General features: G+C 74.8%; 11 protein-coding genes. 7 read left to right on the top strand and 4 right to left on the bottom strand.

The features are described from left to right. The first annotated feature begins 1 nt into the window (after position 1). From IF28_RS0111435 to IF28_RS0111415, 5 genes are read left to right on the top strand one after another with little or no spacing between them, the layout of a single operon-like run. Positions 2–1,306, top strand: a complete 1,305-nt coding sequence (locus IF28_RS0111435) for an O-antigen ligase family protein (RefSeq protein ID WP_030217427.1) — start codon at positions 2–4, stop codon at positions 1,304–1,306. Beyond that, complete coding sequence (locus IF28_RS0111430) at positions 1,303–3,321, top strand: lipid II flippase MurJ (protein WP_267883057.1); 2,019 nt, start codon at positions 1,303–1,305, stop codon at positions 3,319–3,321. The genes IF28_RS0111435 and IF28_RS0111430 overlap by 4 nt, the downstream gene beginning before the upstream one ends. After that, complete coding sequence (locus IF28_RS0111425) at positions 3,305–4,069, top strand: polysaccharide deacetylase family protein (protein ID WP_030217424.1); 765 nt, start codon at positions 3,305–3,307, stop codon at positions 4,067–4,069. Before IF28_RS0111430 ends, IF28_RS0111425 begins: the two co-directional genes overlap by 17 nt. Further along, entirely contained in the window at positions 4,069–5,214 is a 1,146-nt protein-coding gene (locus tag IF28_RS0111420; protein ID WP_030217421.1) for a glycosyltransferase, read from the top strand. The genes IF28_RS0111425 and IF28_RS0111420 overlap by 1 nt, the downstream gene beginning before the upstream one ends. Before the next feature lie 60 nt (positions 5,215–5,274). After that, positions 5,275–5,925: an LPS biosynthesis protein gene (locus tag IF28_RS0111415; RefSeq protein ID WP_030217418.1), complete on the top strand. Its 651-nt coding sequence runs from the start codon at positions 5,275–5,277 to the stop codon at positions 5,923–5,925. A 26-nt stretch (positions 5,926–5,951) separates the two neighbouring features. Here the strand turns inward: IF28_RS0111415 and IF28_RS0111410 are convergent, their stop codons facing one another. Further along, positions 5,952–7,205: a glycoside hydrolase family 26 protein gene (locus tag IF28_RS0111410; protein ID WP_030217415.1), complete on the bottom strand. Its 1,254-nt coding sequence runs from the start codon at positions 7,203–7,205 to the stop codon at positions 5,952–5,954. Positions 7,206–7,375: 170 nt separating this feature from the next. On the opposite strand from IF28_RS0111410, the gene IF28_RS0111405 reads away from it, so the two are divergent. Then, the gene (locus IF28_RS0111405) at positions 7,376–8,641 is read left to right on the top strand and encodes a hypothetical protein (protein WP_030217412.1); all 1,266 of its coding nucleotides are present in this window, start codon (positions 7,376–7,378) and stop codon (positions 8,639–8,641) included. A 2-nt stretch (positions 8,642–8,643) separates the two neighbouring features. Next, the gene (locus IF28_RS0111400) at positions 8,644–9,909 is read left to right on the top strand and encodes an NAD(P)-binding domain-containing protein (protein WP_037893087.1); all 1,266 of its coding nucleotides are present in this window, start codon (positions 8,644–8,646) and stop codon (positions 9,907–9,909) included. 71 nt (positions 9,910–9,980) lie between these two features. On the opposite strand, the gene IF28_RS40260 is transcribed toward IF28_RS0111400, so the two are convergent. The 3 genes from IF28_RS40260 to IF28_RS0111385 all read right to left on the bottom strand — a co-directional run bounded on the left by IF28_RS40260 (position 9,981) and on the right by IF28_RS0111385 (position 14,579). Then, positions 9,981–10,883 carry a chaplin family protein gene (locus IF28_RS40260; RefSeq protein ID WP_030217405.1) on the bottom strand — a complete coding sequence of 301 codons (903 nt, stop codon included), beginning with the start codon at positions 10,881–10,883 and terminating at the stop codon, positions 9,981–9,983. A gap of 172 nt (positions 10,884–11,055) precedes the next feature. Then, positions 11,056–11,934: an ABC transporter permease gene (locus IF28_RS0111390; RefSeq protein WP_030217402.1), complete on the bottom strand. Its 879-nt coding sequence runs from the start codon at positions 11,932–11,934 to the stop codon at positions 11,056–11,058. Further along, positions 11,931–14,579: an alpha/beta fold hydrolase gene (locus IF28_RS0111385; RefSeq protein ID WP_030217399.1), complete on the bottom strand. Its 2,649-nt coding sequence runs from the start codon at positions 14,577–14,579 to the stop codon at positions 11,931–11,933. The genes IF28_RS0111390 and IF28_RS0111385 overlap by 4 nt, the downstream gene beginning before the upstream one ends. Between the last annotated feature and the right edge of the window lie 150 nt (positions 14,580–14,729).

Genomic DNA, 14,729 nt, shown 5'->3' with positions numbered 1-14,729 from the left:
CGTGAGTTCCGCCCTCGTCCCGCCGCCGCGCCGGGCCGCCGCCGCGCTCGTGCCGGTGCTGCCGCTCGTGGCGGTCCTCGCGTTGGCGGGACTGCCGCCGACGGGGGACGGCCCGGGACCCGCCGACGCGGTGTCCGCGCTGGCGGTCGGCTGCGCCGTGCTCCTGCTGCTGCGGGAGCGCCGGCGTCCGCTGTCGCGTGCCGCGGCCGTCGTGCTGGGGCTGCCGGTCGTGGGGCTGGCGCTCGCCGCGATGGGGGCGGCCTCGCCCCAGGCCGCGTTCGGCGGGCTGTCCCGCTATCTGCAGGTCTTCGTGCTCGTCCCGGCCGCCGTGCTGGTGCTGCTGCGCGGGCGGGCCGGCTTCCGGGTGCTGGCCTGGTCGTTCGTGGGGCTGGCCCTGTGGCAGGGGGCCGTCGGGGTGCACCAGTACGTCACCGGCACCGGCGCCACGTACCAGGGCGAGACGATCCGCGCGGTCGGCACGTTCGGGGCGCAGGACGTGATGGGCATGGCGACGGCGGTGTCGCTGGGCGTGGTCTGCGCGGCGGGCATCGCGCTGGGCCGGGCGCCGGTACGGCAGCGGGCGGCCGCCGCCGGGTGCGCGGTGCTGCTGATCGTGCCGCTGGCGCTGTCGTTCAGCCGGGGCGCGTGGATCGCGACCGCGCTGGCGTGCGGGATGCAGCTGGCGCTGGCGGGGCCCCGGCGCGCGCTGAAGGTGGCGGCGGCCGGGGTCGCGGCGGGCATCGTCCTGGTGGGCGGCTTCGGGGTCGGTACGGCGATGCTGCAGGAGCGGATCGGCAGCATCACCGAGGTGGCCGACACGCCCGACCAGTCCGTCGTCGACCGGTACACCCTGTGGGCGGCGGCGGCCGGCATGTGGCGCGAACACCCGCTGACCGGGGTCGGGTTGAAGGGCTTCCCCGAGTACCGCGACGGGCACGCCACGCTCGCGCTGTCCTCGGGCAGCGACATCGGGGGCGCGGGCGAGGAGTACCACCGGCAGGCGCTGCTGTCGCCGCACAGCATGTATCTGCTGGTGCTGAGCGAGCAGGGCCTGATCGGGCTGGTGGCGCTCGGCGGGAGCTGGCTGGCGCTGCTGGTGTGCGCGCTGCGGCGCCGGCCGCGCTCCGACTGCGCGTTCATCGCCGTCGGCCTGCTGCTCTGGCAGCTCACCGACTTCGTGTACGGCGACATCGGCGGCCCCTCGACGGTACTGACCGGCGTGACCCTGGGCCTGACGGCGTGGTGGGCCCTGCCCGGGGACGACCGCACGGACACCGCGCGGGCCGGGGAGGCCGCGACCCGATGACCGTACTGCCGTCACGGCCCGCCGCCACCGACACCACGGCCCCGGAGCCCACCACCACCGGGCCGGCGGGCCCCGCGCGGGCCGTATCCGCGACCGAGGGCCCGGCGACCGCCCGCCCCACCCCGCACCGGGGCACCGCGGACGGGCCCCGGCCCGGAACCGGCGCCCGCGCCGACGGCCCCGCGAACGGCGCCCACGCGCCGCGGGCACCTCGCCCGACGGCCCCCGAACACACCGACGCCACCGGCCGGTCCGCGACCAGCGCCGCCGTGGCCGGCGGGTCCCGGCTCCCGGGGCCCGAAGCCGCCGGCCACGGGACCGGCGGTCCCGGCGCCGTGCGCCCCCGGGCCTGCCTCCCCGCCCGCGCGCGGGCCGCGGCGGAAGCGCCCGCGTGCGGCGCGCCTCACGACGAGAAGGGCGCCGCCTCGCGGCGTTTTCTCGCGCGGGCCGCCATCGGGACCGCCGTGCTGTCCATCGCCGGGTCCGTGCTCGGGCTGGTGCGGGACCAGTCGTTGGCGCGGCTGTTCGGGGCCGGGAGTGAGACGGACGCCTTTCTGGTCGCGTGGACCGTGCCGGAGATCGCCGCGACGCTGCTGATCGAGGACGGGCTCGCGATCGCGCTGATCCCGGCGTTCAGCGTGGCGCTGGCGCGCCGGGCGCGGGGCGTGCCCGGTGACCCGGTGCGGGAGCTCGTCAGGGCCACCCTGCCCCGGCTCTGTCTCGCCTTCGCCGCCGTGGCCGCGCTGGTCGCCGCCGGGGCCCCCTACCTGGTCCGTGCCCTGGCGCCGGGGCTGGCCGATCCCCGGCTCGCCGTCGACTGCACCCGGCTCACCGCGCTGAGCCTGCTGGCCTTCGGGCTCGCCGGGTACTGCAGCGCCGCCCTGCGCGCGCACCGCCGCTTCTTCGCGCCCGCCGCGATCTACGTCGCGTACAACACGGGCATCGTCGCGACGATGTTCCTGCTCGGCGGGGATTGGGGGGTGCGCTCGGCGGCCGTCGGGGTCGTGGTCGGCGGCTGCCTGATGGTGGCGGTTCAACTGCCGTCACTGTGGCGGCAGTTGAGGTCCCCCGCTCTCGCTCCCGCGCCCGCCGCCACCGCCGGACCCGCCGCCGACGAGCGGCCGATGGGGCTCGCGCTCATCGCCGCCGTCCTGCTGTTCGCGCTGTGCCGCCAGTCGCAGGTCCTCGTCGAACGGTTCCTGGCGTCCTCCCTCCCCGCCGGAGCCATCTCGCACCTCAACTACGCGCAGAAGGTCGCCCAGATCCCGATGACGCTGTCGCTGATGGTGTGCACCGTCACCTTCCCCGTGGTGGCGCGGGCGCTCGCCGACGGCGACACCCGGCGGGCCCGCGCCCGTGTGGAGCGGGACCTCGTACTGGCGTCCTGCGTGGTCCTTGCCGGCATGTGCGCGGTGCTCGCCTGCGCCCCGCAGATGATCGGACTGCTGTTCCAGCGCGGCGCGTTCACCGCGGCCGACACCGCCGCGACCGCGGACGTCATGCGCGTGTACGCCCTCGGTCTGCTCGGCCAGACCCTCGTGGGCGCCCTCGTCCGCTGCTACTTCTCGGCCGGCCGCCCCAGCTGGTACCCCCTGGCCGTGATGGCGGCCGGGATCGCCGCGACCTCGCTGATCGGCGCCGCGACCGTGGGCCACTGGGGCGTGGCGGGGATCGCCGCCGCCAACGCCGTCGGCATCACCGTCACCGCCGTACTCCTGCTCACCGGCCTGCGAACGGCCGGCCGCGGCAACCCCACCGGGATCACCCTCGGCGTCCGCACCGTACTCGCCGAGCTGGGCCGGCCCGTGCTCGCCTCGGTCGTCGCCGTCGCCGCCGGAACGTTCGCCGCGGGCCGTTTCGCGTCCCCGGTGGCGGCGCTCGCGGCCGGCTGCACGGCCGTGGCCGCCGTCTTCGTCCCGCTCGCCCTGTCCGTCCTGGGCGCCCGGCGCTCCGCATCCGCGCTGCGCTCCGTACGCACCGTCACACGAAGGCTCACACATGGCCGCAACCGTTGATTCCCCCGACACCGGCAGCCCCTCCGCGCCCCGCCCGGCCCCCGTGCCCTGGGTGGCGATGTACCACTCGGTGGGCGACTGCTCGGACGACCCGTACCGCATCACCGTCACGCCCGCGCGGCTGGAGCGCCAGCTGGCCTGGCTGCGGCGGCGCGGCCTGCGGGGCGTGTCCGTGGCCGACCTCCTCGCCGCGCGCGCCCGCGGCGAGGGGCGGGACCTGGTCGGCCTCACCTTCGACGACGGCTACACCGACTTCCTCACCGGCGCCCTGCCGCTGCTGCGCCGCTTCCGCTGCGGCGCCACCCTGTTCGTCCTGCCGGGCCGGCTCGGCGGCGAGAACGCCTGGGACCCGCTCGGCCCGCGCAAGCCGCTGCTGACCGCGGCCGGTATCCGCAGCGCCGCCGCCGAGGGGGTGGAGATCGGCTCGCACGGACTCACCCACACCGACCTGACCGGCGCGGACGACGCCACGCTCACCGCCGAGGTCACCGAGAGCCGCGCCCGGATCGAGGAACTGACCGGTACCCCGGCCGAGGGGTTCTGCTACCCGTACGGCACGGTCGACGCGCGCGCCGTCGAGGCCGTACGGAAGGCGGGCTACGCCTACGCCTGCGCCATCGACCCCGGCCCGCTGACCGGCCCGCACGCCCTGCCGCGCGCGCACGTCGGCCAGAACGACACGGCGTGGCGCCTGCACCTCAAGCTCCGGCTGCACCGGCTGCGCCGGCGTCCGGTGGAGGGCGTGTGATGCGGGCGCTGCACATCATCACCGGCCTCGGCGTCGGCGGCGCCGAGCAGCAGTTGCGGCTGCTGCTGCGTCATCTGCCCGTCGACTGCGACGTGGTGACGCTCACCAACCCCGGCCCGGTCGCCGACGGCCTCGGCGCCGACGGCGTACGCGTCGTGCACCTGGGCATGGGCGGCAACCGCGACCTGGCCGCCCTCCCCCGCCTGGTCCGGGTGATCCGCGCGGGCGGCTACGACCTCGTGCACACCCATCTGTACCGGGCCTGCGTCTACGGCCGGCTCGCCGCCCGGGTCGCCGGGGTCCGCGCGGTCGTCGCCACCGAACACTCCCTGGGCGACACCCAGATGGAGGGCCGGCGGCTCACCACCGGCGTACGCGCCCTGTATCTGGCGAGCGAGCGGCTCGGGTCGGCGACGGTCGCCGTCTCCCCGACGGTCGCCGACCGGCTGAGGCGCTGGGGCGTACCCGCCCCCCGTATCGAGGTCGTGCCCAACGGCGTCGACCTGGACCGGTTCGGCTTCGACGCGGAACGCCGCGAGCTGACCCGGCGGCGGCTCGGCCTGCCGGAGGGCGCGTACGTCGTCGGCGGGATCGGCCGGCTCACCCGGGGCAAGCGGTTCGACGTCCTGGTCCGGGCGCTCGCCCTGCTGCCCGAGGACCACTGGCTGCTGCTGGTCGGCGGCGGCCCCGAGGAGCACATGCTGCGCCGCACCGCCCATGAGGCCGGGGTGGCGGGGCGGGTCCTGTTCACCGGCGAGCGGCCGGGCGTCCCCGACGGCTCCCCCGGCCCGGATCTGCCCTCGCTGACGGCGGCGATGGACCTGTTCGCCTCCCCGTCCCCCGAGGAGGCGTTCGGCCTCGCGGCGGTGGAGGCGCTGGCGTCCGGCCTGCCCGTGCTCTACGCCTCCTGCCCGGCGATCGAGGACCTCCCCCCGCAGGCCCGCGCCGGCGCCCGCCGGGTGCGCGGCGGACCGGAGGCGTACGCCCGCGCGATCGCCGAGGCGCGTACGGCCGGTCCCGGACCGCGCACGGCCGGCCGGGCCGCGCGGCACTACAGCATCACCCGCAGTACGGCCCGCCTCATGGACGTGTACACGGCGGCCGTGACCGGTGCGCCGCACCGCGAGCCGTCCACCGGGCCGTGAGCCGTCCGCAGCGTCTTCAGCCGTCCGTCACCGCCGTACCTCCGAGGGAGCAAGCCCGTCATGACCGACACCCCGACCCGTGGGCCCCGTCCGTCCCTGGCCCGTCTCGGAAGGCTGCCCGCCTGGTCCGCGCTGGTGACCGGCACGGCGCTGGGCGGTCTGTTCGGCGGCGCGTACGGCGTGTTCACGCCCCCGTCGTACACGGCCACCAGTTACGTCGTCGCCGTACCGACCGACAAGGCGACCCCGGACGCGGCGCGCGGCTTCGCGCAGGCGTACGGCCGCGTCGCCACCCAGCTCGCGGTGCTCGGCGACGCGCAGGTGTGGGCCGGTGTGCCGGTACGGACGCTGCGGGACAGCGTGCGCGCGGCGACCTCGCCGGACGCGCCGATGGTCGCCGTCTCCGCCACGTCCGCGCGGCCGGAACTGGCCGTCGACATGGCCAACGCGGTCTCGCGCGCGCTGACCCGGCACGCCGAGGACACCAAGGGCAGCACCCAGGTCCGGCTCGTGCAGTTCTCGCGCGCGGTGAAGCCGGGCAAGCCGGCGTCCGCGTCGACGCCGGTGACCACGCTGGTGGGGGCGAGCGCGGGCGGGCTGCTGGGCGGGCTCGCCCTGCTCGCCCGGCCGAGGCGGACCCGCCGCGACGGGGGCCCCGCCCCCGCCGCCTCGGTGCCCGGCCCGGCCACCGCCGCCGATGTGCAGCGATGACGGCGGCGAACCGGTCCGGGGCCCCCCTAACGGGTGCGCGACCACCAGTCGAAGCGCAGGCAGAGCCTGCCGCCGAGCCAGTACTCCACCCACCGGCCCAGGTCCAGCGGCGAGCAGTTCTCCGGTGGCAGCGGCGTCTCGGGCGTGGGCTGCGGGACCGGGGGAACGGAGGTGTCCGGCTCCCCGTCGTGTGTGCGGCCGGAGAGCACGCTCCTGTAGACGCGGGACGAGTCCGGATTGTCGTCGCACTGCCACACACCGTGCGGGCAGTAGTCGGTCACCGTGTTGTAGAGCGGCTTGTGCCTGTCCATCCACGCGAGCATGCGCCGCATGTACTCGGGATTGTCGCCGTTGCGGAAGAGTCCCCATTCCGGATAGGAGATCGGCTTTCCGTGGGCCTTCGCGAAATCGACGTGCGTCTGAAGTCCGTACGGCTCCTTCACCTGTTCGTCGAAGGAGCGGCCGGACGGCTGGTCGTAGGAATCCATGCCGACGATGTCGACCGTGTCGTCCCCGGGGTAGCACTGCGTCCACGCGATGGCGTCCCGGCCCCGGCTCGGGGTGAAATCGAAACGGAACCTCTGCCCCGGCACGGCACGCATCGTCTTCACGATCCGGTTCCAGTACGTCTTCCAGGCCTCCGGGTCCGGACCGCACCGGTGGGTATAGGTGACGCCGTTCATCTCCCAGCCGAGCACGACGACCGTGTCCGGCGCCTTCAGTTCGACGAGCCGCTCGGCGAGGGCACGGAAATGGTGGTCGAACTCCCCGGCCGCGCCCCGCCGCAGCAGCCCGCGGACCTCCTCGTCGGAGACACCCTCCTCGTTGCGCTCCTGCATGGGGACGTTGAGGACGAGCATCCGGTCGTCCCGGGCGTTGCGCCAGTCGGCCCACGCCCGGAGGAAGCCGATGTCCCCCTCGATGTCGCTCCACCGGTTGCCGGGCAGGTAGGTGTGGCCGACGCGCAGCTCGGCACCGCCCAGCCAGCGGCTGAGCTGTTCCATACGGGCCACTCCGCGCTCGTCGGAGGCGAGGAACGCGCCGAAGGCCGGGACCCTGCGGTGCGCCGCCGGAAGGTCCGGCACGGGTACGGACGGGAACTCGACGGCGGGGATCGTGGCGGCGGCCGCCGGGCCGCCCGGGACCGGCACCGCCGGAAGGGAGCCGTCGGCCGGCACCGCCCCCGCCGCCGGACCGGCCGTCAGGGCCGCGGAGACGACGACCGCCGCCGCGCCCACGGCCATCGCGCGGGCCCGGACCCGCCTGTGCTGTGGGGCCATTGGCTGCTCCTCTTCTCGTTCTCGTCCGCCCACTGCCTGAATTCCTCGCACTTGACGAACAGTCATATGAATTCAGACACAGGTCGTACGACGATGCCAATGTCATTGCGGCTTTCGAGTGCCGGGCTCCCCCGAGCGGGTGAGCCGCCACCAGAAGAAAGTGAGAATTCGTGTCGCTGCTCGACACCCGGGTTCCCGCCGTACTGCTGCGGACCGACCGGAACCCCTTTCATCACGGCACACTCGGCGCCGTACGGTCGCTCGGCCGTGCGGGAGTGGAAGTGCATGTCGTCGCCGATTCCGCCGGAAGTCCCGTCCGCCGCTCGCGTTATGTCCACGGAACGCATTCCCCGCCGCCCCCGGGCGCATCCGGGGAACAGATTCTCGACGTGCTGCGCCGGGTGGCCGCCCGGGTCGGACGGCCGGCCGTACTGATCCCGCTGGACGACGCGACCGCGATCGCCGCCGGCCGGCTGCGGGACGCCCTCGGGTCCTCCTATCTGCTGCCGGACATGCCGGCCGCGCTCGCCGAACGCGTCGCCGACAAGGAGCAACTGGCCCACGTGTGCGCCGCCGTGGACGTGCCGCACCCGCGGACGCTCGTCCCGGACAGCCCGCGCGGGGCGGCGGAGGCCGCCCGCCTGCTCGGACTGCCGCTGGTCGCGAAGTGGAGCCGCCCCTGGCTGCTGCCGGCCGGCGGCGGGCTGCGCAGCACCCAGGTGCTGCACACCGCGCACCAGGCCCGGGAGCTGTACGCGCGCTCGGCGGAGGCGGGCAGCGTGCTGCTGCTTCAGGAGTTCCTGCCGGCCGGTGAGGACCGGGACTGGTTCTTCCACGGCTACGCCGACCGGGCCGGCACCGTGCGCGCCGGCGGAACGGGCCGCAAGCAGCTGGCGTGGCCGCGCGGGGCGGGACTGACCGCGGTGGGCCACTGGACGCCCGAGGCCGAGGTGCGGGACCTCGCCGAGCGGCTCACCGGCGCGCTCGGCTACCGGGGCGTCTTCGACCTCGACTTCCGCCGCGGCACGACCGGCGGCTACCACCTCCTCGACTTCAACCCGCGCCCCGGCGCCCAGTTCCGGCTCTTCACGGACGGCGCGGGGCTGGACGTCGTACGCGCGCTGCACCTGGATCTGACCGGACGGCCGGTGCCGGACGGGGAGCCGGTGGCCGGGCGGTCGTTCGTGGTGGAGAACTACGCGCCGTTCGCCGCGCTGAGCACCCTGCGCACGGGGCCCGGCGGGCGCGAACTCGCCTGGTACGCCGGTGACGACCGTGCCCCCGGCTGGGCGATGTGGGCGCTGTGGGCCCGCCATGTGTCCGGCCGGCTGCGGCAGCGGCTGACCCCGGCGGGCTCCTCCGTACCGGCGCCCCGCCCGATTCCCGGGGCATCCGCCCCGACCTCCCCGACCGTCAACGAGAAAGCGAGCAGCTGATGATGTACGACCTTCTGGTGGTGGGCGCGGGCCCGTACGGTCTGTCGATCGCGTCCCATGCCGCGGCCGCCGGACTGAACCTGCGCGTGTTCGGCCGGCCCATGGCGTCCTGGCGGGACCACATGCCCGGCGGCATGTTCCTGAAGTCGGAGCCGTGGGCGTCCAACCTGTCCGACCCGGAAGGGCGCTGGAAGCTGGACGCGTACTGCGCCGAGCAGGGCCTGACGGCACGTCACGCGCAGCCGATCCCGGTGGAGGCGTTCGCCTCGTACGGCCTGTGGTTCGCCCGCAACGCCGTACCGGAGGTGGACGAGCGCGTGATCGCCCGGATCTCGTCCGGCGCCGACGGCTTCACCGCGGTCACCGAGGACGGGCAGGCGCTGCACGCGCGGGCTGTGGCGCTGGCGGTCGGCGTGATGCCGTTCATCGAGGTGCCGCCGGCGCTGCGCGGGCTGCACCCGTCGCTGGTGACGCACAGCAGCCACCACAGCGACCTGGGCCAGTTCCAGGGCAAGGACGTCACGGTGATCGGCGGCGGCCAGGCGGCCCTGGAGACGGCGGCGCTCCTCGCCGAACAGGGCACGCGGGTACGGGTGCTGGCGCGGGCGGAGCGGCTGCGGTGGAACGATGTGCCGCCGGCCTGGGAGCGCCCGTGGTGGCAGTCGGTCCGCTCGCCGCACAGCGGCCTCGGGCCCGGCTGGCGGAACTGGTTCTACTCCGAGCGCCCCGGTCTGTACCGGCGGCTGCCGGAGGCGTCCCGGGCGCGGATCGCGGCGACCGCGCTGGGTCCGGCGGGCGCCTGGTGGGTGCGGGAGCGGGTGGAGCGGGCGGTGGATCTGCTGCCGGGCCAGGAGGTCACGGCCGCCGCGGCGGTGCCGGGCGGGCTGCGCCTGGACCTGTCCGGCCGTGACGGTTCCCGGCGCTCGCTGGAGACCGAGCACGTCATCGCCGCGACGGGGTTCAAGGCGCACCGTGACCGGCTGGGCCTGCTCTCCGCCGAGCTGCGCGGCACGCTGGCGGTGCTGCCGGACGGTTCCCCGGCGCTCGGGCACAGCTTCGAGTCCTCGCAGCCGGGGCTGTTCCTTGCGGGACTGGTGACCGCGTCGGGCTTCGGTCCCGCGATGCGTTTCGTGCACGGTGCGACGTTCACGGCGTCGACGCTGGTGCAGGGGGTGCGCCGCCGGCTGAGGTCGACGCCGGTGCGCGGGACGGTTCCCGTGCCGGGTGGTGGCAGCCGCAGCACGGCGCCGTCGCCGGCCCGCGGCTGACGGCACGTACGACACGACGCGTCCCCCGGACCTGGTGCGGTCCGGGGGACGCGTCGTGTCGTGCGGGTGGGCTAGCGGGCGCCGACGCGGCCGCGACGGTAGATCATCGCGCCGCCCGCGATGAGGACGGCGCCGGCCGCCGAGGCGGCGATCAGGCCGTCGGTGCCGGTCTCGGCCAGGTGCGGCGGGTTGCCGGGCACCTCCTCCTCGGCCGGGGGCTCGACCTCGTGCTTCGGAGGCGTCTTGACGTGCGTGGGCGGGACCGGCGTCTCCTTCTCGGGCTCGTCCTCGCCGTAACCGCTGTCGTTGACGCAGGTGTTGTCGTACGCGCTGTTGAACAGGGCGAGCACGTCGACGCTGTTGCCGCACGCGTTCACCGGCACGTGGACGGGCACCTGCACGTTGTTCCCGGACAGCACGCCGGGCGAGCCCTTGGCGGCGCCCACCGCCTGCGCGCCGCCGGAGTCGCCGTAGCCCGCCTCGGAGGTACCGGCGGTCGAGGAGTCGCCGTACCCGCTCTTGGCGTGCGACGAGTCCGCGCCGTCGTGGGAGCCGTTGACGCAGGTGTTGTCGGACGCCTCGTTGAACGCCGCGGCACCGTTGACGGTGTTGCCGCACGCGTTCACCGGGACGTGCACCGGGGCCTGCACGTTGTTCCCGGACAGCACACCGGGCGAGCCCTCGGTGCCGCCCACCGCCTGCGCTCCGTCGGCGTGCCGGCCACCGGAGTCGGCGTTGACGCACGTGTTGTCGGACGCCTCGTTGAACGCGCCGACCACGTTGACGCTGTTGCCGCACGCGTTCACCGGGACGTGCACCGGGGCCTGCACGTTGTTCCCGGACAGCACACCGGGAGAATCCTCGGCACCGCCGGCCGCGAACGAGTCGGCGAGGGCGGGGGTTCCGTACAGGGACAGAATGCCGGTGGCGGCGGCGGCCGCCACGAACACTCCCCTGCTCAGGGTCTGTCGCAATGTGGTTGTCTTCCTGCTTGAAGAAATGGGAGCGCCACGCGTTCTGGCCCTCCGCTGCCGCATGGCCTACTTCTTCATCAACCCGACTCGGCGGAATCGGTTGCGCAGGTTCACCCGGTTGGCCCGCACACGGGGGCGCGGGCGGGTCGTCGGGTCACCACCCCTCACGGTGTCAGGACACCACGTCCTTGCGGACGAAACCGCGGAAGGCCAGCGCGAACAGCACCAGCGCGTACGTCACGGACACCGACGCGCCCTGGATCATGCCGGACCACTCCGGGTCCGGCTGGATGGCGTCCGCCCAGGCGAACTGCCAGTGCGCGGGCAGGAAGTGCCGCCAGTCGCCGAGGGCGGTGACGGCGTCCAGGACGTTGCCGACGATGGTCAGGCCGACCGCCCCGCCGACCGCGCCCAGCGGGGCGTCGGTGCGGGTGGACAGCCAGAACGCCAGCCCGGCGGTGACCAGCTGCGACACGAACAGATACGCCACGACCACCACGAGCCGCTGCGCCGCCGTACCGGGGTCGAGCGCCCCGCCGGTGGGGATGTGCAGCGGTCCCCAGCCGTAGGCGGCGGTGCCGACGGTGAGCGCCACGACCGGCAGCAGCACCATCGCGGCGAGGCTCAGCCCCAGTCCGACGATCAGCTTGGACCACAGCAGCCGCATCCGGGGCACCGGCGCGGCGAGCAGATAGCGCAGGGAGGACCAGCCGGCCTCCGAGGCGACCGTGTCCCCGCAGAACAGGGCGACGGGGATGACCAGCAGGAAGCCGGCGGACACGAACAGGTTCACGGCGGCGAAGTTGGCGCCGGACGCGGTGGCCGTGTCCATGAGGTTGACGCGGTTGCCGTCGGGGCCGCCGTCCGGTGTGCCGCCGATCGCGAAGGCGATCACCAGCACGAACGGCAGCAGGGCGAGGATCGCCCCCATCACGAGGGTGCGGCGGCGCTTGAGCTGGCGGACCAGCTCCACCCGGAGCGGCAGGGTGCGTCCCGCGCGGTAGCCGTCGGCGACCTCGACGGGCTCGAGGGGCACGGTGGGCGTGCTCATGCGGAACCTCCGATCAGGGTGAGGAAGGCGTCCTCGAGGCGGCGGTGCGGGCCGACCGACGCCACGGGAACCTCCAGCCGGACGAGTTCGGCGACCAGGCGCGGGGCGGTGCCGTCGGCGTCGAGCCGGATCAGCAGCCCCTCGTCGGTGCGGACGGCGGAGGCGATGCCGGGCAGGGCGGCGATCTTCTCGGCGACCGGCTCGTCGACCGGGGTGACGGTGCCGACGAGCAGGGTGTCGCCGGAGCCGACGATCTCGTGCACCGGACCGGCCTGGACGAGCTGCCCGCGGTCCATCACCACGAGATGCGTGCAGGACTGCTCGACCTCGGACAGCAGATGGCTGGAGACGATCACCGTGCGTCCGGCGGCCGCGTAGCGGATCATCACCTCGCGCATCTCGCGGATCTGCGGCGGGTCGAGGCCGTTGGTCGGTTCGTCGAGGATGAGCAGGTCCGGCAGGCCGAGCATGGCCTGGGCGATGGCGAGGCGCTGGCGCATGCCCTGGGAGTAGGTGCGTACCGCGCGGGCGAGCGCGTCCCCGAGGCCCGCGATCGCCAGGGCCTCCTCCAGGTGGGCGTCCTCGGCCGGTCGCCCCGTGGCCCGCCAGTACAGCTCCAGGTTCTCCCGGCCGGACAGATGGGGCAGGAACCCGGCGCCCTCGACGAACGCGCCGACCCGGGACAGCACCGGGGCGCCGGGCCGGATGGCGTGGCCGAAGACGCGGATCTCGCCGCCGTCGGGCCTGATGAGCCCCATCAGCATGCGCAGGGTGGTGGTCTTGCCGGCGCCGTTCGGCCCGAGCAGTCCGAGCACCTGCCCCTTCTCGACCCGGAAGGAGAGGTCCCGCACGGCGTACCGGTCGGATGAGCGCGTGTACCGCTTGCTCAGTCCGGTGATCTGCAGGGGCACGTCGGCGAGGGCGGGGTCGGGCGCCGGCGCGGTGGTGCGGCGGCGGCCGGTCAGCAGCAGCGCGAGCGCGATCAGGGCGCCGGCGACGGGCAGCCACACCACCCAGGCGGGCAGCGGCGCGGCGGCGGTGGTCACACGGGGTGCGGTGGGCACCGTGAGGTCGCTCTTCAGGGAGACGGTGTACGTCGCCGGGGCGGCCGGGGAGGCGTAGCCGAGGTCGGTGGAGGCGAGGACGAGGCGCAGCCGGTGGCCCTTGCGCACTTCGTGGTCGACGGCGGGGAGCGTGATCGTCACGTCCTTGCCGGCCTTGGCGCCCTCGACGCGGAGGGGCGTGACGAGCTGTGAGGGCAGCACCTGCTGCCGTCCGTCGGGGCCGACGTCGTACACCTTGCCGAAGAGGACGGCGTCCTCGCCGCTCGACTCGACGTGCACGGTGACGGTCGGCGATCCGGTGATCCGCAGGTCGTCGGCGACCGGGGCGGACTCGAAGCGGGCGTACTGGCCGGGGAAGTCCAGGGAGACGCCGACGCCGAGGGAGGACAGCTGGGCGAGCCCGCCGGTGCCGCCGAGTCCGGGGAGGGAGGAGATGGCGGGCGGGCCGGCGCCGGCCGGGTTGGCGAAGCTCTGCTCCTCGCGTCCGGTGAGCGGGACGGCCCGGCCGCCGTTGGTCAGCCCCGGGTAGGTGTCGGCGCTCGCGCCGGTCAGCACGGCCCGCCCGTCGGTGGAGTCGACGCCTCCGGTGCGGGTGACACGGAAGGCGGGCCCGGTGTCGGCGCCCTCGTCGCCCTTGAGGTACCGGTCGAACCAGTTCCGTACGCGCTGCCGTACCCGGTCGGTCTCCGGGTCGCCGCCGTCGTGTCCGCCCGCGATCCAGTCGACGTCGACGGGGGCGCCGTTGGCGCGGATCGCCTTCGCGGCGGCGTCGGCCTGCCCGAGCGGGAAGAGGGAGTCGGTCTGTCCCTGCAGCAGCAGTGTGGGGACGTCGATGCGGCCGGCGACGGCGGAGGGCGACCGCGCCTCGAGCAGCTCACGCGCCTCGGCGTCCGGGACCCCGGACTCGGCGACCCGTTCGTACATCGCGCACAACGTGGCCTCGAACTTCTCGCAGCCGCCGCCGGAGTTGACGAAGACACCGGCCCACAGCTTCTTGAAGACGCCGTTCGGGAAGAGCGCGTCGGCGAGGTCGAAGTAGGTGATGGCGGGGGCGATGGCGTCGACCCGGTCGTCGTACCCGGCGCCGAGCAGCGCGATGGCACCGCCGTACGATCCGCCGGCCATGCCGACCCGGGGATCGCCGTCCTTGTCGAGCTCGACCTCGGGCCGCTCCGCCAGCCAGTCGATCAGCCGGGAGACGTCGGCGACCTCGCCCTTCGGATCGTTCAGCCCGATCCGCCCGGTGGACTTCCCGAACCCGCGCGCGGACCAGGTGAGTACGGCGTACCCGTCCCGCGCGAGTTCCTCGGCCTGCTCCCGCACATCGTCCTTGCTCCCGCCGAACCCGTGCCCGAGCAGCACGGCGGGCCGCCGCCCGTCGCCGCCGGAGGTGAAGTACGAGGTGTCGATCCGCACCCCGCCCTCCATGGCCATGACCCGGTCGGCGCGGCGCACCGCGGGCGCCTCGTCGGACGCGACGGCCGTCCACGTACCGGCACCGGCGAGCACGACGACGGCGGCCGCGGCGGCGACGGTCCGTCGCGGCCGCGGCCGTCGCAATGCGGGCAGTCGAAGATCCATGCGTCAACCGTACGGGGCGAACCTGTCGTCCGGATGTCGCCCGGAGACCGAACCCGGGGACCTCCCGGGGGCGTACGCAACCCCCACCGGGTACCGCATCCGCAGTACACACCCCCAAGGAGCCGGAACGGGACACCGCCACACCCCCGC

The organism is Streptomyces sp. NRRL WC-3626, assembly GCF_000718785.1.
In the GTDB taxonomy this organism is placed as follows: Bacteria; Actinomycetota; Actinomycetes; order Streptomycetales; family Streptomycetaceae; genus Streptomyces; species Streptomyces edwardsiae.
This window is presented reverse-complemented; position numbering and strand designations above follow the sequence as displayed.

Excerpts from the sequence above, each read along its gene's own strand:
- IF28_RS0111385 (WP_030217399.1), bottom strand. The coding sequence starts at position 14,579 with ATGGATCTTCGACTGCCCGCATTGCGACGGCCGCGGCCGCGACGGACC.
- IF28_RS0111425 (WP_030217424.1), top strand. The coding sequence starts at position 3,305 with ATGGCCGCAACCGTTGATTCCCCCGACACCGGCAGCCCCTCCGCGCCC.
- IF28_RS0111400 (WP_037893087.1), top strand. The coding sequence starts at position 8,644 with ATGTACGACCTTCTGGTGGTGGGCGCGGGCCCGTACGGTCTGTCGATC.
- IF28_RS0111390 (WP_030217402.1), bottom strand. The coding sequence starts at position 11,934 with ATGAGCACGCCCACCGTGCCCCTCGAGCCCGTCGAGGTCGCCGACGGC.
- IF28_RS0111410 (WP_030217415.1), bottom strand. The coding sequence starts at position 7,205 with ATGGCCCCACAGCACAGGCGGGTCCGGGCCCGCGCGATGGCCGTGGGC.
- IF28_RS0111420 (WP_030217421.1), top strand. The coding sequence starts at position 4,069 with ATGCGGGCGCTGCACATCATCACCGGCCTCGGCGTCGGCGGCGCCGAG.
- IF28_RS0111430 (WP_267883057.1), top strand. The coding sequence starts at position 1,303 with ATGACCGTACTGCCGTCACGGCCCGCCGCCACCGACACCACGGCCCCG.
- IF28_RS0111415 (WP_030217418.1), top strand. The coding sequence starts at position 5,275 with ATGACCGACACCCCGACCCGTGGGCCCCGTCCGTCCCTGGCCCGTCTC.